Below are 23,836 nucleotides of genomic sequence, written 5' to 3'. Positions count from 1 at the left end.
TCAATCATTTGCGCCTCGACGGGGGCGCATCCCTCGCCGCGCCGCTTCTTTGCGCAACGAACGCGCTACGCTGACGCAAAGCGTCGCTCGCTGTTTCTTGACTTCAAGCGGTTTGACGCGCAAATCGATCGCTCTCGTCCCCCGCCGTCCCGTTTACTCCCCGTCAGAGTAACGAGGAGACTCCCCGATGCTTCATCGTCGTGCCACGATCCTGGCCGCCCTCGCGGTCGTATCCGCCGCCTGCACCGAGACGGTCGACAAGACGGGACCCGCTCCGTCGGCCGTCATCGCGAGCTATTCGTCGCCCAACATCCCGACCCCGAACGACCTCGCGCTCGCCGCGGCGAGCGCGGCCGCCCCTGCGCCGCTGCCGGACGGTCCCGGCAAGCAGTTCCTGCAGATGCTCATCACCCAGGGCGGGTTCCCCTCGGATCAGGCGCCGACGCTCACCGTGCCCATCCGGGCGGTGACCTACGACAACGCGACCGGCAGGTACGTGGACGCGGCCAAGCCCACGGTGGATGTCGCGACCGTGACCCCGCAGACGTTCGCGCTGTTCAAGCTCGGCGGCGGGACGGCCGTGCGGGTCGACACCGAGCCGCTCCCGACGGCGAGCCAGGTCCCGGGTGAGATCCGCGTCGTGAAGAAGGCCGACGCCACGGGCAGCCGGCGCCTCGAGCCCGGCCGCTACGTGTTCGCGGCGCGCGGCGGCGCGAGCGGCGTGAAGACCACGGACGGCAGCGCGATCAGCCCCGACGCCGCCATCACGCTCACCCTCGAGAACGCGGACCTGTCGAACCGCGAGAACCAGCCGCCCGGCGGGCTCCCCCCGGCGACGCTCGCGCTGGTGCAGACGGTCCAGAGCGCGCTGTGGAAGCCGCTCGAGTGGAACGCGGTCGGCGGCGCGAACTGGGCTCCCGCGCCCGACCCGCAGATCGTCCCTGCCTACCAGGCGGTCGATGCGGCCTTCCCGCACCTCGAGGTGGCGAGCATCGCCACCTTCGAGATCGCGCCCCGCTCCACGGGCGCCGCGGTCCTCACCGACTCCGGCTCCGGCCAGATCCCCTTCCCCTCCGACTTCCTGCTCGATCCGACCCGGCCGGTGCCCGGCACGAACAACACCCGCTTCTTCGTGCGGAACATCCCCTCGCTCGGGCCGGCGGCGCCCGGTCTCGCGACCCTCGACGGGTTCTCGACGACGAGCCTCCTGCTCGCGCCGCTCTCCGCGCCCGTCCAGGCGAGCACCATCACCCACGACACCGTCCGCATCTACGAGCTCATCCCCACCGGCGCGACGACCCCGCCTGACACGCGGCGGCTCGTGGACGTGGGCAGCGGCGGGAGCCCGGAGTACCTGACCCAGCCGCCGAACCTCTCCCAGACCGTGGGCGGCACCCGCGTGTCGACCGCGATCGGCCTGCAGCCGGCGATCCCGGTGGCCGTGCCGGGCGGGCCGACCTTCTACCTCCCGCCCCTCAAGCAGAAGGCCCGCTACCTCGTCGTCGTCACCGACGGCGTGAAGGACCTCCAGAACAACGGCCTCGAGCGCAGCACGCTCGGCAAGATCCTCTTCGACCTGCAGGGCCCGCTCTACGACGCGGCGAGCGGCCAGTCCACGGTGGGCGGGATCTCCGCCACCGACGCCCGCTCGCTCCAGGCGCTCCGCGGCGCGGTCCAGCTCGTCGCGCCCACCTTCGTGCTCGATGGGCAGAAGGTCGTGATGGCCTACACGCTCTCGACGCAGTCGGTCTCCGACGTGTCCGCGAGCCTCACTGCGCTGCCGTACGGCGCCGAGGCGGCCGCGAGCGCCGCGATCTTCACCACCTCCTCGGTGGCGGACTTCGACCCGGCTACCTTCGGCCTGCCCTCGGCCGCGTTCCCTGACGTCGCGAAGTTCCACACCGCGAACATCGGCACCCTCGACGTCCTCGACGCCACCACCGGCGCGCTCAACCCGGCGGTCGCGAGCTGGGGCGCCGCCGAGATCGGCGCGAACCGCAAGGACATCCCGGCGCTCATCGCGGTGCCGAAGCCCGCGAGCGTCGCCTCGCCGTGCGGCGCCACCCCGCCGCTGAGCCTCCTCAAGTGCGCGCCGCTCGTCGTGTTCCACCACGGCCTGAACGGCAGCCACTACCAGATGCTGGCGGTCGCGAACGACCTCGCCGCGAAGGGCTTCGTCGTCGCCGCCATCGACGCGCCGTTCCACGGCGACCGCGCCTCGTGCGCGGTGGACACCGACTGCGACGGCGGGACCTGCACGCTCGACGCCGCGAACCAGAAGGTCCCCGGCGTCTGCACGAGCGGGAAGCTCAAGTACAGCGGGCTCTCCCCCACCGCCTCCGGCAACTACTTCATCTCGGAGAACTTCTTCCGGATCCGCGACGCGATCCGCGAGGACCTCCTCGACCACTCCGCGCTCGTCCTCGCGGTGGCCCGTCCGCCCGCCGGCGTGCCGCAGCAGGCGTCGAACCCGCTCCAGACCGCGCTCGCCGGCTCCGGCGTCGCGGTGCGCCCGGACCAGGTGTACTTCGCGGGCGTCTCGCTCGGCGGCATGATCGGCACGAGCCTCACCGCCACGAACCCGCGCATCGCCCGCTCGGCCTTCGACGTCGCGGGCGGCACGATGGTCGACGTGTTCACGAACGCCCCCGCGTTCCGGCAGCGCGTCGGCGACCTGTTCGCGAAGCTCATCCCCGGCTTCACCTTCGAGAAGGTGGACTCGACGAACGCCGCGTTCGACCCGGCCATCGCCGCGCGCTACGCGCAGACCCTCATCGTGGCGAAGTGGATCCTCGATCCGGCCGAGCCGCTCAACTACGCCGCCGAGGCCGACTCGAACGCGCTCGCGAACGCGGCGCTCGTCACGGCGCTCGGGCCGCTCGCGCCCGCGAGCACCGCGGTCTACGGGCAGATGGTGGAGGGCGACCCGGTGGTCCCGAACCCCTTCAACGCGCTCCTCTACACGGACGGCGGGATCCCCTTCACGCTCTACACCTCGAGCACGCTCCCCGCCGGCGAGCGGCACGGCGTCATCGGCGCGCAGAGCGCCGCCGGCGCCAAGGTCCGCGCCGATCTCGCCGACTTCCTCGCGGGCGGCTCGCCCTCCACCGGGCCGGTCGCGCTCCCCTGAACGAGACGAGGACCCAACCCATGCGCACGAAGATCCTCCTCGCGGCCCTCCTCCTCGTCCCGTCGCTCGCGCTCGCGAGCGGCTACGAGGTCATCAGCGTCAACCCGCGCGACCTCGCGCTCTCCCACTCCGCGGTGGCCGCGCAGGTCGACGCCGCCGCGGCCTCCCTGAACCCGGCCGCGCTCTCCAAGCTCGACGGCCCCGCCGTCTCGGTGGCGGGGTCCATGCTCGACATCTGGACCGACTGGTCCGCGATCGCGGGCAGCGGCCTCACCGGCAGCTCCACCACCCGCTTCAAGCCGGTGACGCCCGTCGCCGCCTACGCGGGCTGGGGCACGAAGCTCGCCGGGCGCGGCTTCGGCGTCGGCGTGGGCTTCGCCCAGCCGTTCGGCGGCAACCAGTTCTGGAAGGACGACTGGCAGGGCCGCGGCCGCATCATCGAGGTGCAGCGCCGCTTCTTCGGCACCTACGCGACCGCCGGCTACGAGGTCCTCCCGCAGCTCCGCCTCGGCGGCGGCCTCATCTGGTACTACGGCTTCGAGTACCTGAAGCAGGGCATCCAGCCCTTGCCGGACGCGTTCGGCGAGCTCGACACGAAGGGCGGCGCGGTCACCTACCAGGCAGCGGCCGAGATCCGGCCGGTCCTGTCGATCCCGCTCACCATCGGCATCGACTACAAGCACAAGGCGCACGCCACGCTGAAGGGCGACGGCAACTTCGAGGTGCCGCCCTCGCTCGAGAGCCCCGCCACGCAGGACCAGGGCGTGACCCACGAGGTGACGCTGCCGAACCTCTTCACCCTCGGCGCCGGCTACCGTCCGCTGAAGCAGCTCCTCGTCACCCTGCAGTGGTCCTGGTCGCGCTGGGTGGTGTACCGCGACGACACCTTCCAGGGCGACAAGGGGCTCACCCTCACCGTGCCGCGCGACTACCGGAACGGCAACGTCATCCGCGGCGGCGTGGAGTGGGAGGTGAGCCCGACCCTGGCGCTTCGGGCCGGCCTGATGCGCGATCAGTCGGGGCTCCGCGCGACGACCTACTCGCCGACGCTCCCGGACTCGAACACGACCGGCGGCTCGGCCGGGCTCACCTGGGCGTTCGGCAAGCGCGGCCTCGCCGCCAACGCGGCGTTCTTCTACGGGCGACGCGACGAGGTCACGACCGAGGGGTCCATCCCGTTCCCCGGCAAGTACCAGACCGACATCGTGATCGTGTCCGCCGGCTTGTCGTGGAACACCGACCTTCACCGGGCGGCCTCGCCGGTGGCGCAGGCGCAGTAGCCGGATACGGAGTCGCGCTCGCGCGGGCGGCGGTGGACGACACCGCCGCCCGTCGCACGTCCGGCGCGGCGCGCGCCGTGCCAGGTGTCGCGCCTGCGCCGCCGCTCAGGCCGGCTCCGGCTCCTCGTTGTAGCGGCGCGCGGCGCGATCGCCGAGCGCGGTCAGGATCGACCGCGCGAGGCCGCGCCGGAACAGCTCGCCCGGCAGCGCGATCGCCTCGCGCGCGCCCGGCTCGGCCTGCGGGAGGAGCCGGTTCACGGCCCCCAGGGTGCGGACGACGGTGCCGGGGAAGAGCGCGTGCGCGAGCCGGAACGCCTTCGCGGGGAGCCCCACCACCACGAAGCGCTCGTCGTTCTCGATCGCCCGCACGATGCGGCGCGCCGCGCGATCGGCGCTCGAGGTGACGAGCGGAAGCGACGCGACGAGCGTGAACAGGCTCGCCTCCGCGTAGCGCTTCCCCTTCACGAGCGCGTGGCCGAAGGAGCCGGTGCGAATGAGCCCGGGGACGACCGTCACCACCCGCACGCCGTGGCGGATCGACTCCGCCCCGAGCGCCTCGGACCAGCCGCGCAGCGCGAACTTGGCCGCGTCGTAGGGGGCGAGGTGCGGGAGCCCGACCTCGGCGCCGATCGAGGTGACGTTCACGATCGTGCCGCGGCGCCGCTCGCGCATCCCGGGGAGCACCGCCTCGGCGGCGTGGAGGGCGCCCCAGAACATCACGTCCATCGCGCGGCGGTAGTCCTCGAGCTTCATCGCCTCGACCGGGCCGACCTGGATGATGCCCGCGTTGTTCACGAGCACGTCGATGGGGCCGAGGTTCTGCTCGACGTCGGCGACGAGCCCCTGGATCCCGTCCTCGTCCGTGACATCGCAGGGGAGCGCGGTGACGTCGATGCCCTCGGCCGCCAGCCCGCCCCGCGCGCGCTCGAGCTCCTCCTCGTCGCGGGCGCAGATCACGACGCGCACCCCGTGGCGCCCCAGCTCTCTGGCGACGAGGAGCCCGAGGCCTCGCGAGCCGCCGGTGACGAGCGCGATCTTGCCGGGCAGGCGGACGCGCCCGATGCGCCGCGAGAGAGCGAGCGCTGCGGCGCCGCCCGCGATGGCCAGCGCGGTCCAGGTCTCGAGTCGCCGCACGTGGAGTCTCCTCGGTTACGCGGAAGCATGCGCACGGTCGGGCGCAGCGGCCGCCACCCGGTGCTGGACCTGCCGCCCCGCTCGACGAGCGGGCGGCCGCGAAGGCCCGGGTCCGGAGGCCTGGTGCCGGACGGCGGCGACGGCGGACGGGGGCTAGCGTCTCCTCGTGACGCTCGAGCACCTCGTCCGCGCGCCGACGCCTGCCCGCTACCGCTCCCCGCTCCTGCTCCTCCTGCACGGGCTCGGCGCCGACGAACGGGATCTGTTCGCCCTCGCCCCGTGGCTCGACCCGCGCTTCCTCGTCGTGGCAGCCCGCGCGCCGTACCCCGCGCGGCCGTCGGGCTTCGCCTGGTACGGGCTCGACCGGACGACCACGCCCATCACCCTCGATCCTGCCGAGGTGGAGGCGAGCCGGGAGGCGCTCGCGGAGCTCGTCCCCGAGCTGTGCGCGGCCTACGGCGCGGATCCGGCGCGCGTGTTCCTGTTCGGGTTCTCGCAGGGGGCGGTGATGAGCTACGCGCTCGCCCTCGCCCGCCCCGACCTCGTGCGCGGCCTCGTCGCGCACTCCGGCCGCGTGCTCCCGCAGAGCCTCTCCCGCGCGGAGCTCGCGCCGGCGCTCGCGCGGCTCGAGGCCCTCGTGCTGCACGGCACGTGGGACGAGGTCATCCCGGTGCAGCGCGGCCGCGAGGCGAGGTCGCTCCTCGCGCCGCTCCTCGGCGAGCGCGTCGAGTACCGCGAGTATCCGATCGGCCACACCATCTCCGAGGAGAGCCTCGCCGACGCGGGCGCCTGGCTCGTCTCGCGCGCGGGCGCCTGACGCCGGCGCGCGCGCAGGCGGGGAGGGACGCCGGATCGACAGTCGGGGTCGCCCGTGCTCTCCTCCGCGCGTGCCCGCGCTCCCGGCGGCCCTCCGTGCCCGCGACTTCAGGAACCTCCTCTTCGGCCAGGTCGTCTCGACCACCGGCACGCAGATGCAGCACGTCGCCATCGTCTGGCAGCTCTACGTGCTCACCCGCTCGCCGCTCGCGCTCGGGCTCCTCGGCTTCTTCCGCGTGGCGCCGGTCATCGCCTTCGCGCTCGGCGGCGGGGTGGTGGCGGACGCGGTGGATCGCCGCCGCCTCATGCTCGTCACCCAGACGCTCCTCGCCTCGGTCTCCATCACCCTCGCGGTGACGAGCCACCTCGGGCTCGCGACCCCCGCCCTCCTGTACGGCCTCGTGGCGGTCGGCGCGGCCGCCATCGCCTTCGACAACCCGGCGCGCCAGGCGCTCGTGCCGCTCCTCGTGCCGCCCGAGCACCTCTCCGGCGCGCTCTCCCTCGCGTTCACGGGCTGGCAGGTCGCGAACGTGGCGGGGCCGGCGCTCGGGGGCCTGCTCCTCGCCTGGGGCGGCGTCGTCACGCTGTACGCGCTCGATGCGGCCTCGTTCCTCGCGGTCATCGGCGCCCTCCTCGTCATGCGCCACCGCGCGTCGCCGCGTGCGACGCCGCTCGGGTTCGGCGCCGTGAAGGAGGGCCTCCAGTTCCTGCGCCGCGCCCCGGTCATCCGCACCACGATGCTGCTCGACTTCTTCGCGACGTTCTTCGGCGGCTCGATGCTGCTCATGCCGATCTTCGCGGACCAGCTCCTCCACGTCGGCCCGCGCGGCCTCGGGCTCCTCTACGCCGCGCAGCCCGCCGGCGCGGCGCTCGCGGGCGCGTTCCTCGCCACCCGCTCCCTGCCGCGGCGGGAGGGGCGCGCGGTGCTGTGGGCGGTCGGCGCCTACGGCGCCGCGGTCGCGGTGTTCGGCGCCTCGCGCAGCTTCCCGCTCTCCCTCGCCGCCCTGGCGGTGGCGGGCGCCGCCGACACGGTGAGCACCGTCATTCGCCAGACGCTCCGGCAGCTCCTCACCCCCGACGCGCTCCGCGGCCGGATGGGCTCCATCAACATGATCTTCTTCATGGGCGGGCCGCAGCTCGGCGAGGTGGAGGCGGGCGCGGTCGCGCGCGCGTTCGGGCCGCGCCTCTCCGTCGCCTCGGGCGGCCTCCTCTGCATCGGCGCCGCGATCGTCACCGCGATCGTCGCGCCGGCGCTGCGCCGCTACCAGCGCGGCTGAGCCACTCCGCCGGAGCGGCGCCGCGCCTGAAGCAGGCGGCCCCGCAGGAGCCCGGCTCTCGCCCGGACCCGGTCTTAGGTTCGCGGGGTGCGGGAGGCGGTGCGCTACGGCAGCCGGGCGGGGAGGGGCGTGCTCCTCGTCGCGGTCCTCGGCTCGGGGCTCGCGTTCCTCGATTCGACGGTGGTGAACGTGATCCTCCCGGTCCTCGGCCGGGAGCTCGGCGCGGGCCTCTCGGCGCTGCAGTGGACGCTCGACGGCTACCTGCTCACCCTCTCCGCGCTCCTCCTCCCCGGCGGCGCCCTCGGCGATCGCTACGGGCGCCGGCGCGTGTTCACCATCGGGCTCGCCTGGTTCGCGGTCGCCTCGCTCCTCTGCGGCCTGGCGCCGAGCGCCGGCGCGCTCGTCGTGTTCCGGGCGGTGCAGGGGGTCGGCGCGGCGCTGCTCGTGCCGGGCAGCCTCGCCCTCCTGCGGAGCTGCTTCGCCCCGGAGGACCAGGGGCGCGCGATCGGGGCCTGGGCGGGCCTCTCCGGCGTGACGACCGCGCTCGGGCCGCTCCTCGGCGGCTGGCTCGCCGAGGCCGTGTCCTGGCGCGCCGTCTTCCTCGTGAACCTCCCGATCGCCGCGCTCGGCATCTGGGCGGCGGTGCGGTTCGTCCCGGAGTCCCGCGCGCCCGTGGCGCGACGGCTCGACGTCGCGGGCGCGGTCCTCGCCGCCCTCGGGCTCGGCGCGGTCACCTACGCGCTCATCGAGGCGACCGGCGGCGGCGGCGCGCGGGTGACCGTGGCCGCGCTCGCGGGACTCGTCGCGCTCGGTGCATTCGTCCTCGTGGAGCGCCGCCCTTCGGCCATGCTCCCCCTCTCGCTCTTCCGCTCCCTCCAGTTCACCGGGGCGAACGCGGCCACGCTCGCGCTCTACTTCGGGCTCGGCGGCGCGACCTTCCTCCTCATGCTCCAGCTCCAGCGCGGCCTGGGCTGGTCGCCGCTCGCCTCCGGCGCGGCGCTCCTCCCGCTCACCGCCTGCATCCTCGTGCTCTCGCCGTGGTCGGGCCGGCTCGCGGGACGCGTCGGGAACCGCCCGCTCATGGCCGCGGGCGCGCTCGTCGCGGGGGTCGGGCTCGCGCTCCTCTCCCGGGCGCAGCCCGGCGTGAGCTACCTCTCCGGCGTCCTCCCCGGCGTCGCGACGCTCGGGGTGGGGCTCGGCCTCGCGGTCGCCCCGCTCACCGCGGCGGCGCTCTCCGCCGTCGAGGCGGAGCGGGCGGGCGTCGCCTCCGGCGTGAACAACGCGGTCGCGCGCGCGGCCGGCCTCCTCGCGGTGGCGGTGCTGCCTCTCGCCGCCGGCATCGGCCCGGCGGACGTCGCCTCCGGGCAGCTCACCGAGGGTTTCCGGCGGGCGATGGCGATCTCCGCCGCCCTCTGCGGCGTGGGCGGCGCGCTCGCCTGGGCCACCGTCGAGCGCGGCCATGGAGGAGCGCGCCCCCGCGCGCGGCCGGCCGCCGTCGCCCCGCGTGTCGCGCCCGGACGGACGCGGTGAGCGGCGGCCCGGACGCGTGCGTCTCTGGCGCCCCCTGCGGCGGCCCGCCCCCCTGTCCTGCGAGGGCCGGCGCCGCCGCACGAGCAGCCTCGTCACGAGCACCCACCGGTCGGTGACGTTGCGTGAACCCTGCACGGAGGGTCGTGTTGTCGCGCGCTCGCGCCGTCGCCACCCTTGGCGAGTCGCGAACCCTGGAGGGCGCATGCGCAGGCAGCTCCTCGTGTCGCGCGGCTGGCTGCAGGCCGCGCTCCTCGTCATGCTCGTCGGCTTCGGCATCCTCGGGGTGCTCGCCTACCGGACCTACACCGCCACCCCGCCCATCCCGGAGCGGGTCGTCGATCCGGCGGGGCGGGTGGTCTTCTCGCGCGACGACATCCTCTCGGGGCAGGAGCTGTTCCTGGGACGCGGGCTCATGTCGTACGGCTCGGTCTTCGGCCACGGCGGGTACCTGGGGCCGGACTTCACCGCCGACTACCTGCGGCGCGCCGGACGCTTCGTCGCCCGTCGCAACGGCGAGCCGGAGCAGGCCGGCGGCCCGAAAACCTGGGCCGAGCTGCAGACGAATCGCTACGACCCGGCGAGCGACACCCTGCGCTTCACCGAGGGTCAGGCCCTCGCCTTCGATCACTACCGGGGCGAGCTCGCCGCCTTCTTCGCCCAGCCAAGCGCGCGCACCGGGCTCGCGCGAGACGTGGTCTCGGGTCCCGAGGACGTCCGGCTGCTCACCGCGTTCTTCGCGTGGAGCGCCTGGGCGGCCGCCGCACGGCGGCCGGGCCTGGATTATTCGTACACCAACAACTGGCCGCCCGAGCCGCTCGTCCAGAACGCCCCGACCGGACCGATGGTGGTCTGGAGCGTCCTCTCCCTCGTCGCGCTCCTCGGGGGGACCGGGCTCCTGTTCGCCGCCTTCGGGCGCTGGCGGTTCCTCGGCTGGCAGGGGCGCGAGTCGCAGACGCTCACCTTCCGCCGCCCCGCGGAGGTGCCGCTCACGCCCTCGCAGCGCGCGACCGGCTGGTTCTTCCTCGTCATGGCGCTGCTCTTCCTCCTGCAGACGCTGGTGGGCGGCGCGACGCAGCACTACCGCGCGGAGCTCTCGAGCTTCTTCGGCGTCGACCTCGCCGCGCTGCTCCCCTTCAACGTCGTGCGCAGCTGGCACCTGCAGCTCGCGATCTTCTGGGTCTCGACGAGCTACCTCGCCGCCGGGATCTTCCTCGCGCCCATGATCGCCGGGCGCGAGCCGCCCGGGCAGCGCGCGCTCGCGTTCGTGCTCCTCGGCGCGCTGGCGGTGGTGGTGGTGGGGAGCATGATCGGCGAGCTCGCCGGGATCCACGGCTGGACGCGGAGCATCTGGTTCGGGAACCAGGGCTTCGAGTACCTGGAGCTCGGCCGCTTCTGGCAGGTGCTGCTCATCCTCGGGCTCTTCGCCTGGGTGGCGATCCTCTACCGGGCGCTGCGCCCCCGCCTCGCGCGCGAGCACCTCGGCAACATGCCCTGGCTCTTCTTCTTCGCCGCGCTCGCGATCCCCGCCTTCTACGCGGTCGGCCTGCTCGCCCACCCGCGCGGCCACTTCGCGGTCACCGACTACTGGCGCTTCTGGGTGGTGCACCTGTGGGTCGAGGACTTCCTCGAGCTCTTCACGACCGTCGTGGTCGCCTACCTGTTCGTGCTCCTCGGCGTCGTCGCGGAGAAGGTCGCGCTCCGGCTCATCTACCTCGAGATCATCCTCTACTCGGTGGGCGGCGTGGTCGGCACGATGCACCACGTCTACTTCTCGGGCGAGCCCGCCGAGCACATGGCGCTCGGCGCGTTCTTCTCCGCGGCGGAGGTCATCCCGCTCACCCTGCTCACCTTCGAGGCCTGGAGCTTCCTCTCCCTCGGGCGAGAGCAGCGCGCGGGCGCGGTCCGGTTCCCGCACCGCTGGGCGGTCGCGTTCCTCGCCTCGGTGGGGTTCTGGAACTTCGTCGGCGCGGGGATCTTCGGCTTCCTCATCAACCTGCCGATCGTGAGCTACTACCAGATCGGCACCGCCCTCACCGCGAACCACGGCCACGCGGCGATGATGGGCGTCTACGGGATGCTCGCGGTGGGGCTCGCGCTGTTCGGGCTCCGCTACCTCGTCCCGGAGGAGCGCTGGTCCGACCGGCTCGCGGCGGTGAGCTTCTGGTCGCTCAACCTCGGCCTCGGCTGGATGGTGTTCGCGACGCTCTTCCCCATCGGCGTCCTGCAGCTCCACCGCTCGGTCACGGTCGGCTACTGGGAGGCGCGCGCGATCGAGTACCTCACGGCGCGGCCGCTGACCTGGTTCGAGTGGGCGCGGCTCCCCGGCGACGCGTTGTTCATCGTGGGCGGCGTCCTGCCCGTCGTCGTGCTCGCCTGGCGCGGCGTGCGCGCCCGGGCGCAAGCCTTCCCCGCCGCCCAGCCGGAGAGCCCGCTCTTCACCGACGTCGCGGGGGGCGCGGCGGGCGGGGCGCCCGCGCCCGGCCATCCGGCGCCGGAGCGGCTGTAGCGAGCGCGGCGCCGGCCCCGCCTGGATGGGGCAGAGCCGGCGTGGGACGAGAGCCCACCCCGTCGCCTCCCCGGAAGAGAGGGAAGAGTTCGCCCGCTCGCCGGGTTGCCTTCTCGCGTGCCCGCTCGTCCCGTGACCGGCTTCGTCGCCGCCATCCTCGCCATCGTGGTGGCGGTGGGGGTGTACCTCGCGGTCGCGACCTCGCGTCAGGAGAACGCCACCCGCGCCGCCGAGTCGACGCGCGCGGTGCTCACGCTCGAGCGGCTCGACGCCGCCCTCCGGGACGCGGAGAGCAGCCACCGGGGCTACCTGCTCGTGCGGAGCGCAGCCGAGCTCGCGCGTCACGAGCGCGCCGTCGCCGCGATCCGCGTCGAGCTCGCGACGCTCGCCGAGCGGGCGGAGCGGGCCCCGGCGCTGCACGCGCCGACCGAGACGCTCGTCGGGCGCGTCGACGCCGCGCTCGCCGCGATGGCGGAGGAGCGGCGCGCCCACGACGCCGCGCTCCTCACCGGGGCCCCCTGGCACCCCGCCACCGATCCGGGCCTGCTCGACGACATGGAGCGCGCTCGCGGCGAGCTCGTCGGGATCGAGGGCGACGCCCTCGCCCAGCGCGAGCGCGCCTGGTCCGGCAAGACCGCCCTCGGCGACGCGGTGTTCCTCGTCGCGAACCTGGCGCTCGCGGCGGTGCTCCTGTTCGCCGCAACGAGCGTCCGCCACGCGCTGCGCGCGCACGAGGAGCGCGAGCGCGAGCGGCGCATCGCCCTCGAGGTGCAGGCCCGCATCCTCGGCATCGTGGGGCACGACCTGCGCACCCCGCTCTCGGCGATCGAGGCCGGCGCGACGCTCCTCTCGCGCCGGACGCTGCCGGCCGCCGAGGCGCGCACGCTCGCCCGCATCCTCTCGAGCTCACGCCGCATGGCGCGGATGATCCGCGACCTGCTCGACTTCACGCGCGTGCGCGACGCGGGCGGGATCCCGCTCGCGCCGCGCGCCATGGACATGCGCGAGGTCTGCCGCCCGGTGGTGGACGAGGCGACGCTCCGGCACGGCCCCGGCGCGATCGCGCTCTCCTGCGACGGGAACCTCTCCGGCGACTGGGATCCCGACCGGCTCCAGCAGGCGATCGCGAACCTCGTCTCGAACGCGCTCCAGCACCAGCCGTCCGGCACGCCGGTGCGCCTGCGCGCCGCCGGCGAGACCGACGCCGTCCGCGTGGAGGTGGAGAACGACGGGCCGCCCATCCCGCCCGAGGCGACGCGCGCCATCTTCGAGCCGTTCCAGCGCGGCGACGTCCGCCAGGCCGGCGCGGACGGGCTCGGCCTCGGGCTGTTCATCGTGCGGACCATCGTCGAGGCGCACGGCGGCCACGTGGAGGTCGCGTCGGGCCCGGGCCGCCCGACCCTCTTCACCGTCCGGCTGCCGCGCACCCGCGCCTGGCTACCCGCGGCGTAGCTCGCCGCGGCGGGCGGCGCGCAGCGAAAGGAGGCCCCCGGCGACCCGGGGGCCTCTTCGTCCCGGCGCTGGCCGCTACTCGGTCTGCGCGATCGAGATCTCCACGCGCCGGTTGGCCTCGCGCCCCTCCGGCGTGTCGTTCGAGGCGATCGGGCGGCTCGGGCCGAAGCCCTTCGCGGAGAGCCGCTCCTTCGCGACGCCGCGCTCCACGAGCGCGGTCACGACCGAGTCGGCGCGCGCCTGCGAGAGCCGCTTGTTGAGCGCCGCGCCGCCGGTCGAGTCGGAGTGGCCCTCGATGACGACGCGGCTGATCTCCGCGTGCTCGGTGAGCACCTTCGCGATCTCGTCGAGGAGCCCGTTCGACTCGGGCTTGATGGTCGCCTTGCCGGTGTCGAACTGGACCTTCTCCCTGAGCTCGACCTTCTTCGCCTCCTTCTCCACGACCACGCGCGGGCAGCCCTGGTTCTCGGCGGGACCCGGCTCGGTCGGACACTTGTCGAGGTGATCGGGCACGCCGTCGCCGTCGGAGTCCTTCGCCGGGCAACCATTCAGCTCGGGGAGGCCCTTCTCCGTCGGGCAGGCGTCGTCCTTGTTGAGGACGCCGTCGCCGTCGTCGTCGAGGTCCGGACACTGGTCCGGCGTGTGCGCCTGGCCCGGCGCGCAGGGATCCGGCGGAGGAGGCGGCGGCGGGGCGGGCGCGGGCGCCGGCTCCTCGACCTTCCTCTCCTTCGGCTCGAAGCGGAGCGCTGCGCCGACGAGGGCGCGCCACTGAGGCGTGCCGTAGCGGTTGAACAAGCCCGGGCCGCCGAGGCCGAACACCTCGACCACGCCGACGTTCACGCGCAGCCCGGCGAGCACCTCGCCGTAGGCGGGGCCCGTGTCGCCGTCCACGCCCACCGCGCCGCGGTACGAGATCTCGGGCCTGAGGATGCCCTTGCGCGCGAGCGCCACCCCGTAGCGGATCTCCTTGCCGACCGTGCGGATCCCGACCACCTGCTTGTCCGTGAGGTAGTAGCCGCCCTCGATGCCGAGGGTGTGGTTCCCCATGTCGCGGCCGAGCTCGAGCCGGAAGAAGCCTGCGGGGTTCTCGGGCCGCGCGAAGAGGCTCCGCGTGCCCCACGACGGGAGGAACTCACCGGCGACGGCGAGGTTGAACGGCGCGCCGGAGGACTGCTGCAGCGCTCCGAGGCGCAGGCCGACGGACGGGACGCCCCAGCCCGACGACGCCGCCTGGAGCCCCTGCCCCTGGCTCATGATGAAGTTGGCGCGCCCGTAGAGCTCGACGCGCGGGACGACGACGTAGTCGAGCACGAGACGCAGCGTGTCGCGGTCCTCGACGAGCGCCGCGGTGTGATCGCCGCTCCGGCGGCCGAGGAGATCGTCCCCCAGGCGCACGAGCGATCGGTGCTGGCGCTCGGCTCCGAGGACTGCGCGAAGGGTCCCGGCGGGCGCGACCTCTCCGTTCCCCACGACGAGTGAGCCGCGTGCGGCGGGATCGAGCTGGAGCCGCTCGAGCTCGAAAGTGGTAGCCGCCTGCGCCGCCGCGTCCCCCGCGAGCGCGACGGCGAGCAATGCTCCCAAACGACGGACGTTCATGATGGCGCTCCCCCTGGTAAGCCAGCGAACAGACGAGGGGATGCTACGCGTGGGGTGGTGTGCGCACCTCCGGCAGTGCGGGTCACCGCCATCGGGCGAGACCTGCCGCCGCGGAACCCAGGACGGGTCAGCGAAGAACTGGCGGCCTGCGCGAGGCTCACCCGGCGCGACGATGCGACGGGGGGCGGGCCGGCGCGGCGCGCAGCGGACCCGCCCGCGATTCCGACGCGCGCGGCTCCACCTCGAGTACCTCCCCGACGGGGCGGCGAAGCGCCCTGGCAGTCGGTGGGGGCGCGACGGCGAGCCGGAACAGCATGGGCTCCCCGCGGTCTGCCGCCTCCGGGAAGACCGCGCCGACGCGGCCTTGCAGCTCGCGTAGCGTGGCGATCTCGGCTGGCGAGAGGCCCCCGGGCTCGCCGAGGTCCAGCCGCGCGAAGAGGTACGTGAGCGGCGTCATGGGCTGGAACGCGAGCCCGAGCGCAGTCGCCTGGAGCCAGACGCGCTGCATGGCGCGGCCGCCCGCGAAGTACGCCTCGCGCGTGCGGCCCTGCACCGACACGAGGCCCACGGCGCTCGCCGCCGAGATCGCCCGCGCTGCCGGCCTCTCCAGCGCGCGCCCGCCGCCGAGGCGGCCGACGAGCTCCATCGCGGCCCACGACGACATCACGCGGAGGCCGGCCAGATCCGCGCCGGAGAGCTCGAGCGTGGCGACGTCCAGGCCGTCGTGGGTCCTCCGTGCCTCCTCGGCCGTCCACCGGACCTCTCCCATCATCTCGCGATGCATGGTGCGAGAGAGGAAGCGGAGCCGGTCCCCGCGCCCGAGCACCTCGCCGAGCTCGGCGAGCCGCTCCGGATCCTCGACGAGGTGGAGCGCCGCTCCAGGGACGTCCGTCGCGACGCGGAGGAGCAGGTCGCGCGCGGCTCTGGCGAGCGGGGCGCGCGGAGCGAGCCTCCGGTTCGTGACGCGATCCGGGATCGCCGCCGCGAGCGCCGAGACGCTCGGCGGCGCGGCGGCGCGTGATGCCGCGAAGCGCAGGTCGCACACGAGCGCGCCGTCGCGCGGATCCGGGTCGAGGTCGACCGCGACGTCGAGACCCGTCGCCGCCGCGGCGAGCGTGAGGTTCTCGACCGCGGCGCCGAACGCGAGCCAGCTGGCGAGGTCGCGATGATCGAGGAAGGACCGCGAGCGGGCGGCGTCGTGGGCGAGGCGGAGGCGCCTGCCGTCCCACGAGAACCGCCACGGCTGGCAGTTTCCACCGGAGGGCGCGAGCGTGGCGAGCCGCACGAGCGCCCGGACGCGCTGCGCATCGAGCGCCGCGCTCGGCCGCACCACCGCCGGGGCGAGGACCGGGGCCGGCGCGGCGGTGCGCGCCTCGTCGAGCGGATCGAGGGGGGCGGGCGCGGGCTCCTGCGTGCCGGGCTGCACCGTCCCCGCCCCGTCGCGCACGAGGTCGTCGAGGTCCACGTAGAACCGCCCCGAGGACGTGAGCTCCCCGAGGGCGATGCGGCGCGCGGTGTCGGTGATGACCGCCGCGCCGAGCGACACGGCCGAGGCGAGCTGCGGCCAGGTCTTGAGCGTCGCCTTCACCTCGACGAGCGACGCGGCGAGCCGCGGCGAGATGCTCTGCTCGCCGAGGATGCGGAGCACGATCGGCACCTTCTCGGAGGTGTCGAGCCCGCGAAGCTTCTCGGCGTCGATCGGCCCGACGAGGCCATGTAGGAGGGGACGCTCGGGCTCGAGGTCGAACCGCTCGACGTCGAGGAGTCCCCGGTCGCTCGTCTCCATGAGCACGGGGATGCGCAGGGCGCGCGCCGCCTCCCGCACCCGAACCTTCACGTAGAGGTCGTCACACTCCTCCACGAGGAGATCGAGCGGACGCCCACCGGGCCGGAGGAACAGGTCCATGTTCGCATCCGTGATCCCGTCCGGGAACGGCCGCACGCGCAGGTACGGGTCGAGCTCGGAGATGGCGCGCGCGGTGAGGATCGCCTTCGGGACCCCGATCTCGTGGACGCCGGCCCGCAGCCGGTTCAGGTTCGAGAGGCTGAGACGGTCGTGGTCCGCGAGGTAGAGCTCCCCGCCCACCTGCTCCATCGCGAGGGCGACGGCGCTCGCGCTTCCCACCGACAGGCCGATGACGCCGAGCCGGACCGCGCGAAGCCGCTCCTGCTCCTCGGACGAGATCTTGTTCCTGTTCCGGCTCGCCCGGAGCTCGCGGAACTCGCCCTCCGGGAGCAGGTGCACCACGCGCCGGGACCACGGGTAGAGAAACCACGTGCCGTGGTGCGCGAGCGGCCTCCCCTCGAGATGGGCGGCGAGCCGGTCGCGCAGCCCGTCGGGCTCGAGCTCCAGCGCCGGCTCGCGGGTCTCGAGGAGCTCGACGAGCTGCTCGCGGAGGGCGTCGTGGACCGTGAAGCCCTCTTCCACGACGCGTGCGGCGAGCCGCCTGCGCGCCGCCGGGTCGCCGGCGGGGAAGGCCTCCGGTCGCCACGCGTCCGAGTCCCCGTCGGTGCCGGGCCGCAGGACCTCGTCTGGATCGGGGGCCCCGCCTTCCGGCCCGGGAAAGCCGAGCGGGCGTGCTCGCAGGGACTGCCCGAGGTCCAGGAGCTCCGACTGACGGTGGCTTGGCATGGGCTGTGCCTCCCATTGGGTGTGGGGCCCAGTCTACGGCCGCGGCCGGCCGAATGAACCCGGTGACGGGACCAGTCGTGGTAGACGAGGCGCGATGAGCGCGATCCGCAGGGATCCCGACACGTTCGACGACGTGCTCCTGCTCGTAGCCCCGGACGATGCCCACCGCCGAGTTCTCCGCGAGCGGCTCGCCCAGGTTCTGGGGCGGGAGCGACCGGGCGAGCCTGGCACTCACCGCCGGTTCAGGATGCTCACGGCCTCGAGCGGCCCCGAGTCGCTGAGGCGCGCGTCCGGGGCCACCATCGCGATGGTGAACCTCGAGCTGCCCAGGGGACCGGGGCTCGAGACGATCCGGGAGATGCGCGAGGCGCACGAGCGCCTCGCGATCCTGGCGTACGCGACGGCGGCGGGTGCGTCGGACGCCATGGCCGCGGTGATGGCCGGCGCGGATTTCTTCTTCGACTGCCACGACGAGTCCAGCGCAGCGCTGGCCCACGCCGTCGATCTGGCGGTCGAGCGCCGGCGACTCACGCACACGATCGAGAAGAACGAGGCGGACGTGGAGGAGGCCCGCGGCAGGCTGGCGCAGCTCGCTGGAGAGCTCGTCGGCACGATGCCGGGGCTCTGGCCTCTCCGGTCGCGCGAGGACGTTCTCCCCTTCCGTGAGGCAGCGCGCCGGTATCTCCTCGCCGCCACGCGCTTCTTCGACCGCGACCCCCGCGGTCTCGCCAAGGCGCTCGACATCTCCTACTTCTCGCTGCGCCGCCTGCTCGCGCGGTACGACGTCCCGTTCCCCGCGGCGCGGTCCCGCAAATAGTGTACGTGCACGGTCTGGTGAAGCCGCACGCTGAGTGGTAGTGTCGCTCGTGCGGGCCGCGCAATCGATGTTGCGGTTTCCGCAACAACCATCCGCTGGGCACCCGCTACCCAGGAGCATCCATGCCGCGTCTCGCCGACAAGTTCGCCCTGAACCTCAAGAGCGAACGTCTCCGCCGCAAGCTCTCGCAGGAGTCCCTCGCCGCGAAGGCGCGGCTCTCGGTGTCGTACATCTCGATGCTCGAGCGCGGGCAGCGGACGCCGCCGCTCGAGACGCTCGAGTCCCTCGCCAAGGCCCTCGCGGTCTCGCCGACGTCCCTGCTCGAGTGACCCCGCTCGCCGCCCGCGGCGGCGCGACGGTTCAGCGGTCGATGCGCATCACGATCTCGGGGAAGAGGGCCGTGAGCGAGCTCGCGAGCTTCTTCTGCCACGGGACGGCCGCGCTCCCGAAGAGCTTGACCTGGCAGCGCTTCTCGCGCGCGACGAGCAGCACGTCGGCGAGCGCACGGATCCCCGAGCTGTTCAGGAACACGACCTGCGAGAGGTCGATGGAGATCGAAGGGAGCTTCGCCAGCGAGGCGACGATGGGCTCGAACGCCCGCGCGTAGGCCTCGGGGGAATCGAGGCGCATCACTCCGCGCAACAGCCACGTCCCCGGTGACTGCCCAGCGTCGACCGAGTAGTCCGCCCGCTCCGACTTCATCGCTGCTCGACCTCCGCCGCGCTCAGTACCACGCGCAGGCAGACCGTGACCCTTCCATCCGGGCCGGCGGGCAGGACGGTGGCGCCCACGGTCGCTCCGTAGTCCCTGGCGAGCAGGGCGAGCCCGAGCCCGCGCCGATCCTGCAGCCGCTGCCGGAACACGGCCGTCGCCTCGTCGTGCGCGAGGACGGGGAGCAGCTCGCGCAGGCTCTGGACGTGCTTCTCGGTCGCCTCGTTCCGGACCTCGAGGTGTACGACCTCGCCGTGATGGCGGATCGACGCGCGCGCCGGAGACCGGGTGTCCGCGCTGAACTTGGCGGCGTTCTCGACCAGCTCGTTCATCACGGTCGAGAGGACGCTGCGGGCCGTCTCGCGCTGCTCGAACCCGGGCACCATGTAATCGGCCATGAAGTCGGCGATCATGCCGCATCGCCGCCACTCGGTCACGAGGTCTATCGGAACGAGGTCCATCTCGATCGCGCTGAGCGGCTGGGCGGAGGCCTCGGGGAACGCGCCGAGGACGGTGAGGGTGCTCATCGCTCGTCTCCCTGCCAGGGGGAAAGCTCGTGCTCCCCCGGGATGCGGAGGTCGCGGAAGGCGGCCGGCACGTCGAGCTCCGGGATGACGAGGTAGCTGTCCATCGGGTTCCGCTCCGACCGGTAGAGTTCGTGGACCTTGTAGTGGGGAAACGGCTTCAGGTGCCGTGGCCGGATCCCGTGCCGCTCGACCAGGCGCCTCATCGATCGGACGACGCAGAAGGTGACGAGCGGCGGCAGGGCGGCGTCGAGCTCCACGAACGCGCGCGCGTGGGCGATCGCGACGAACAGCGGGCCGAGGCCCGAGTTGCGCAAGCGCGGAGCGATGACGAGCTTCGTCAGCTCGCGCCTCGCGGCGGGGTCGTACCTTCCCTCGAGCCCCGCCTCGCGCAGGTGGGCGCCGATCTCGTCGTCGGTCACGCCCCCGAAGCGCTCCACGTACGTGTTGCGCAGGTACAGCCCCGACACCGCCGCCAGCTCGTCCTTCAGGAACCCCATCAGGAAGCGGTGCGGCCAGGGCTCGATCTTCCTGTCGAGGTCGTAGGTGTCGCTCGAGAACACCACGCCGTAACGGCGGTGGTACACCTCGCCCACGAGCTGCCGGCAGCGCAGCACGTCGGCGGAGCGCGCGGCGATCTCGAGCCGGAGCCTCACGCCGGGGCTCCCTCGGGGCGAGCGCGCAGCATGAAGAACGCGACGTCGTCCGCATAGCGCCCTTCGGTGAAGTCGTCGAGCCGCTCCACCAGCCGCCGCCGGATCTCCGCCAGCGGCTCGCCGCCGCACGCGGAGAGCAGCTCCACCACGCGCTCGGCGCCGAACAGCCCGAGCTCGTGGCGCCCGAGACGGGGCGCCTCGAACACCCCGTCCGTGGCGACGAACACCAGATCGCCGGGGCCGAGCTCGAGCGTGGCGTCGCCGATCTGCTCGAGGGCGAGCTCCGGCGTGAAGCCGACGCCGAGCGGGAAGTGCTCGACGGCGAGCGTCTGCACCTCCCGCGAGGCGGCGCGGTACACGAGCAGGTCCGCGTGGCAGCCGCTCAGGACGAGCCGGCGGCCGCGATCGTCGCGCCGGATCGCCACGATCGTCATGTAGCGCCGGTCGTCGAGCTGGGCGAGGTTCCGCCACAGCACCCGGTTCACGAGGTGGTTCAGCTCGCGCGGCGAGACCTCGGGGCGCGCCTCGATGATCGACGAGAGCGCGCTGTGGGCCATGAGGGCGAGGAGCCCCGCGTGGAACCCGTGGCCGACGACGTCGGCCGCGAAGAACCACTCGCTGTCCCCCATCTTGAAGTGCTGCAGGTAGTCGCCGCCCACCGAGTCGGCCTGCCGCATGTGGCAGGCGAACTCGAGCGCGTCGAGCCGGGCGTCCCTCGGCGCGAGCCGCGCCTGGAGCGTGCGCGCGATCTCGAGCTGGGCGGCGAGGCGCGCCTGCCGCTTGGTCACGACCTCGAGCAACGCCGCGGGCGCGCTGATCGAGATCGCGAAGATCACGAGGAACGCGACGGTGAACCCGACCGGCGCGAGCGACTCCCGGTCGCGCAGGAAGACGAAGTCGAGGTTGTGCGCCGAGAAGAGGACACAGCTCAGCGCGAGGGCGCGACCCTGGGCGTGGAGCGTGGACCAGCGCTCGCGGAGGACCTTGACTCCGACCGTCACGGCCGGCGCGGCGACCGCGATCGCGGTCGGCGCCGAGACGAGGACGAACGATCCCCCCGCCGCTGCGGCGACGGCGGAGCAGGCGAGCCCCCCGACGAGGAGGAGGACGAGCCTGCGCCACGGCACCGTGACCTCGACGACCGCGGCGAGGAGGCGCGCGAAGGCGGCGTTGTTGATGAAGACCGAGGCGAAGCCGAGCGTGACGATCAGGTGGTTGTGCGTGAGCGCGCTCTGGAGCAACGCGGACACGATGACCGTCGCCCACGCGACGAAGAGCATCCGGAACAGCGAATCGCGCGTGCTGCGCCACAGCGCCGCCGCGAAGACGGTGTTGATGAGGGCCGCCCCCGCCAGGAGGACGAGGAGGTTCTGCACGACTTCGGAGCGCATCCGGACCCGCGTAGTATGCCTCACGGTGGGCGAACGCGGCAGGTGTCTCCGTCGGCCGTCGCGTGCGTACGACGGCGCTCCGGCGAGCTCGCGCCGCTCGCGGGCGGACGGGGCACGCCCGAGCTCGCCGCGGCCGTGCGCGAGGCGGAAGCGCTCGGCTCGCTCGGCGGCGGTCACCTCGCGGGGAGGCGCTCGAGCGGCGCTGGCACGGTCGTGCTCCGCACCGCCGCGACGCCGCACGAGGCGCCCGCGCCGGCCGCCTGTCCCCGCGAAGGCAAGGTCGTGAAGAGCTCGCCCGCGACCGAGCCCTGGAGGATCGCGCCCGGGACGCCGGAAGGCGCGCACCGTCCTGCCGTTCCAGGTTCGCGGAGCGACGTCCACGGCGCTGGAATGCGCCGCACGCGCTGACGCGCTGACGCGATTCCCCTCTCCGGGAGCCGCAGCCTGAGGGTTGCCGCGGCGCGGCAAGCGAGCCGCGGTCGCGCACCCGCTTCCAGGAACCTGGAGCGGCGGCACCGAGGCGGCGAGCCAGCCCGTCGATCCACGGGACATTCTGGTGGTCCCCGGCTGGCGCGTTCGTTGCTCCACATAACGTCAGCCGGGCTGGCACCTGGCCCACGGCGTCACCCGGTCCGTACCGCCCTTCGCTGCCCCACTACGCCCGTCCCACGTCGGAGGTCGCCTCGTGACACCGAAGCCGATCGTCGTTGCACTGTTCGTCTGCTTCGCCTCTCTCGCCCAGGCACAGGAGACGAGGCCTGGCGCAGGCGAAGCCAAGCTCTCCGAGCAGGCCCCGCTCGCCGCTGCGCCCGCGGCTCGAGCCGCACCGCTCGCCGCCGCGCCCGCCAGTCCGGCTGCCGCGCCCGCGAGTCCGGCGGCGGCGGCCCCGCCGTTCACGTTCACGCTGCACGGCTTCGTCTCGGCGTCCGGGTACGTGCAGGACGCGAACCTCGGGCTCAGCGAAGGGCAGCAGGCGCTCTTCGTCTCTGGCGCGCAGCCGACGACCGACAAGAACGCGCTCGGCTTCGACGTCCGCCAGTCGCGCTTCAACTTCGGCGTGAAGGGCCCGGTGGTCCTCGCTGGCGCGACGCCTCAGGCGGTCCTCGAGATCGACTTCTTCCAGGGCTTCGGCGCGGGCGGGTTCGGCAACGTCTCGATCCTGAACCGAATGCGCCTCGCATACTCGGAGCTGAACTGGGGAAACCACCGCATCGACGTCGGCCAGCTGAACGACCTCCTCTTCGCGATGGGCCCCACCTCGCTCTCGCACGTCGCGTTTCCGCTCGGGTATGCGACCGGCAACATCGGCTGGCGCCGCCCTGGCGTGTTCGGCTTTCACACCTTCGGCGCTCCGGACATGAAGGTCGAGCTCGCCTGGGAGGTCGGCCGCAGCCAGTGGAACGATGCGTCCAGCGGGATCGGCGTGAACGTCCCGAACACTCCGTACGGCGTGTCGCTCGGTGAGGCGTCCTCCCTGCCGGCCGTCGAGGCGCGCGTCACCGCCTCGCGCGGCTCCGCGCTGAGCGCGTTCGCGGCCGGACACTGGAATCGCGTCGACCTGACCGGCGCGGGCACCGACGGAGCCGACGGCAACGCGGACAGGCTCGACGTCCTCGCCGGCAACGTCGGCGCGAAGGGAGCGTTCGGCCCGCTGAGTATCGCCGCGAGCGGCTACTACGGGAAGAACACGGGCCCGGTGCTCGGCAACCTCGTGCAGTTCCAGTCCGGCGGCGCGATCGGCACCCCCGGCGCGCCCGGCGCCACGCCGGCCGCGGGCGCGGTACAGGATGTGTACTCGTGGGGCGGGTGGGGCCAGGCGGGCTACAACGTCACGAAGGAGCTCTCGGTCTGGGGCTTCTATGGCCTGCAGAAGCTCGACGAGGACCAGGCGAAGAAGGCCCAGTTCAAGCTCCTCCGGAATCAGACGACGGACTTCATGCTGCAGTACCGCGACGGCGCCTACGCGGTCGCCTTCGAGTGGCTCAACTTCCGCACGAAGAACGCGACCTACACCGGGACCCCGGCCACGTTCGCGGGGGACGTCACTCTCGAGGGGAACCAGTTCGTCGCGACGGCGAACTACTCCTTCTAGCTCGCCCCGCCGCGCGAAGAGCCTCTGCCACCGCGCGGGGGCCGGGGCTCTTCGCGCGGGCCTGTATGCGCGTGCCGCGAGGGCGAGAGCCCTGCGGCGTGGTCGCAGCCAGCCGGCTGGCAGCTCGGCGCGCGCTCCCTCTCACGTGGTCACGAGGCGCATGGTGGGCTCGAACATTTCCGTGTCGGTGGTTCGAAGGCGCTCCCGGGCTGCCTCATCGAGTCCGGCATCCGAAGCGCGGTGGACGGGTGTGTGCGCCGGCTTCGCTGTTTCGGGTCCCGTGCGCGCCGCC

At 73.5% G+C, this 23,836-nt stretch carries 18 protein-coding genes; 11 read left to right on the top strand and 7 right to left on the bottom strand.

What is annotated here, in order from left to right:
* The first annotated feature begins 187 nt into the window (after positions 1 to 187).
* Both MNY62_RS14535 and MNY62_RS14530 read left to right on the top strand, forming a co-directional pair.
* Positions 188 to 3,130 carry an alpha/beta hydrolase gene (locus MNY62_RS14535; RefSeq protein ID WP_242344900.1) on the top strand — a complete coding sequence of 981 codons (2,943 nt, stop codon included), beginning with the start codon at positions 188 to 190 and terminating at the stop codon, positions 3,128 to 3,130.
* 20 nt (positions 3,131 to 3,150) lie between these two features.
* Positions 3,151 to 4,410 carry an OmpP1/FadL family transporter gene (locus MNY62_RS14530; protein ID WP_242344899.1) on the top strand — a complete coding sequence of 420 codons (1,260 nt, stop codon included), beginning with the start codon at positions 3,151 to 3,153 and terminating at the stop codon, positions 4,408 to 4,410.
* 105 nt (positions 4,411 to 4,515) lie between these two features.
* Here MNY62_RS14530 and MNY62_RS14525 read toward each other — a convergent pair whose 3' ends face one another.
* Positions 4,516 to 5,544, bottom strand: coding sequence for an SDR family NAD(P)-dependent oxidoreductase (locus tag MNY62_RS14525; protein WP_242344898.1), 1,029 nt, complete (start codon positions 5,542 to 5,544; stop codon positions 4,516 to 4,518).
* 166 nt (positions 5,545 to 5,710) lie between these two features.
* On the opposite strand from MNY62_RS14525, the gene MNY62_RS14520 reads away from it, so the two are divergent.
* The 5 genes from MNY62_RS14520 (at position 5,711) to MNY62_RS14500 (ending at position 13,125) form a co-directional block, all read left to right on the top strand.
* A complete protein-coding gene (locus MNY62_RS14520) occupies positions 5,711 to 6,361 on the top strand; it encodes an alpha/beta hydrolase (protein ID WP_242344897.1) in 651 nt (216 codons plus the stop codon).
* Positions 6,362 to 6,431: 70 nt separating this feature from the next.
* Entirely contained in the window at positions 6,432 to 7,637 is a 1,206-nt protein-coding gene (locus MNY62_RS14515; protein ID WP_242344896.1) for an MFS transporter, read from the top strand.
* Positions 7,638 to 7,724: 87 nt separating this feature from the next.
* Positions 7,725 to 9,167, top strand: coding sequence for a DHA2 family efflux MFS transporter permease subunit (locus tag MNY62_RS14510; protein ID WP_242344895.1), 1,443 nt, complete (start codon positions 7,725 to 7,727; stop codon positions 9,165 to 9,167).
* A 202-nt stretch (positions 9,168 to 9,369) separates the two neighbouring features.
* Complete coding sequence (locus MNY62_RS14505) at positions 9,370 to 11,673, top strand: nitric-oxide reductase large subunit (protein WP_242344894.1); 2,304 nt, start codon at positions 9,370 to 9,372, stop codon at positions 11,671 to 11,673.
* Between the two features lie 117 nt (positions 11,674 to 11,790).
* Complete coding sequence (locus MNY62_RS14500; RefSeq protein ID WP_242344893.1) at positions 11,791 to 13,125, top strand: sensor histidine kinase; 1,335 nt, start codon at positions 11,791 to 11,793, stop codon at positions 13,123 to 13,125.
* Positions 13,126 to 13,200: 75 nt separating this feature from the next.
* Here MNY62_RS14500 and MNY62_RS14495 read toward each other — a convergent pair whose 3' ends face one another.
* Both MNY62_RS14495 and MNY62_RS14490 read right to left on the bottom strand, forming a co-directional pair.
* Positions 13,201 to 14,721: an OmpA family protein gene (locus MNY62_RS14495; protein ID WP_242344892.1), complete on the bottom strand. Its 1,521-nt coding sequence runs from the start codon at positions 14,719 to 14,721 to the stop codon at positions 13,201 to 13,203.
* Positions 14,722 to 14,878: 157 nt separating this feature from the next.
* Positions 14,879 to 17,353, bottom strand: coding sequence for an Rv1355c family protein (locus MNY62_RS14490; protein WP_242344891.1), 2,475 nt, complete (start codon positions 17,351 to 17,353; stop codon positions 14,879 to 14,881).
* A gap of 94 nt (positions 17,354 to 17,447) precedes the next feature.
* Here MNY62_RS14490 and MNY62_RS14485 point away from each other — a divergent pair, with 94 nt between their 5' ends.
* Both MNY62_RS14485 and MNY62_RS14480 read left to right on the top strand, forming a co-directional pair.
* Positions 17,448 to 18,170: a response regulator gene (locus tag MNY62_RS14485; protein WP_242344890.1), complete on the top strand. Its 723-nt coding sequence runs from the start codon at positions 17,448 to 17,450 to the stop codon at positions 18,168 to 18,170.
* Between the two features lie 122 nt (positions 18,171 to 18,292).
* A complete protein-coding gene (locus tag MNY62_RS14480; protein WP_242344889.1) occupies positions 18,293 to 18,499 on the top strand; it encodes a helix-turn-helix domain-containing protein in 207 nt (68 codons plus the stop codon).
* Between the two features lie 31 nt (positions 18,500 to 18,530).
* Here MNY62_RS14480 and MNY62_RS14475 read toward each other — a convergent pair whose 3' ends face one another.
* The 4 genes from MNY62_RS14475 to MNY62_RS14460 form a co-directional block, all read right to left on the bottom strand.
* The gene (locus MNY62_RS14475) at positions 18,531 to 18,800 is read right to left on the bottom strand and encodes a hypothetical protein (protein ID WP_242344888.1); all 270 of its coding nucleotides are present in this window, start codon (positions 18,798 to 18,800) and stop codon (positions 18,531 to 18,533) included.
* Positions 18,801 to 18,868: 68 nt separating this feature from the next.
* Complete coding sequence (locus MNY62_RS14470; RefSeq protein WP_242344887.1) at positions 18,869 to 19,408, bottom strand: slr1658 superfamily regulator; 540 nt, start codon at positions 19,406 to 19,408, stop codon at positions 18,869 to 18,871.
* Complete coding sequence (locus MNY62_RS14465; RefSeq protein WP_242344886.1) at positions 19,405 to 20,061, bottom strand: hypothetical protein; 657 nt, start codon at positions 20,059 to 20,061, stop codon at positions 19,405 to 19,407. Before MNY62_RS14465 ends, MNY62_RS14470 begins: the two co-directional genes overlap by 4 nt.
* Entirely contained in the window at positions 20,058 to 21,452 is a 1,395-nt protein-coding gene (locus tag MNY62_RS14460; RefSeq protein ID WP_242344885.1) for a PP2C family protein-serine/threonine phosphatase, read from the bottom strand. The genes MNY62_RS14465 and MNY62_RS14460 overlap by 4 nt, the downstream gene beginning before the upstream one ends.
* Positions 21,453 to 21,494: 42 nt before the next feature.
* On the opposite strand from MNY62_RS14460, the gene MNY62_RS14455 reads away from it, so the two are divergent.
* Entirely contained in the window at positions 21,495 to 21,860 is a 366-nt protein-coding gene (locus tag MNY62_RS14455; protein ID WP_242344884.1) for a nitronate monooxygenase, read from the top strand.
* 277 nt (positions 21,861 to 22,137) lie between these two features.
* A complete protein-coding gene (locus tag MNY62_RS14450; RefSeq protein WP_242344883.1) occupies positions 22,138 to 23,544 on the top strand; it encodes a hypothetical protein in 1,407 nt (468 codons plus the stop codon).
* The last annotated feature ends 292 nt before the right edge of the window (positions 23,545 to 23,836 follow it).

The organism is Anaeromyxobacter terrae, from assembly GCF_022690685.1.
GTDB classification, from domain to species: Bacteria; Myxococcota; Myxococcia; order Myxococcales; family Anaeromyxobacteraceae; genus Anaeromyxobacter; species Anaeromyxobacter terrae.
This window is presented reverse-complemented; position numbering and strand designations above follow the sequence as displayed.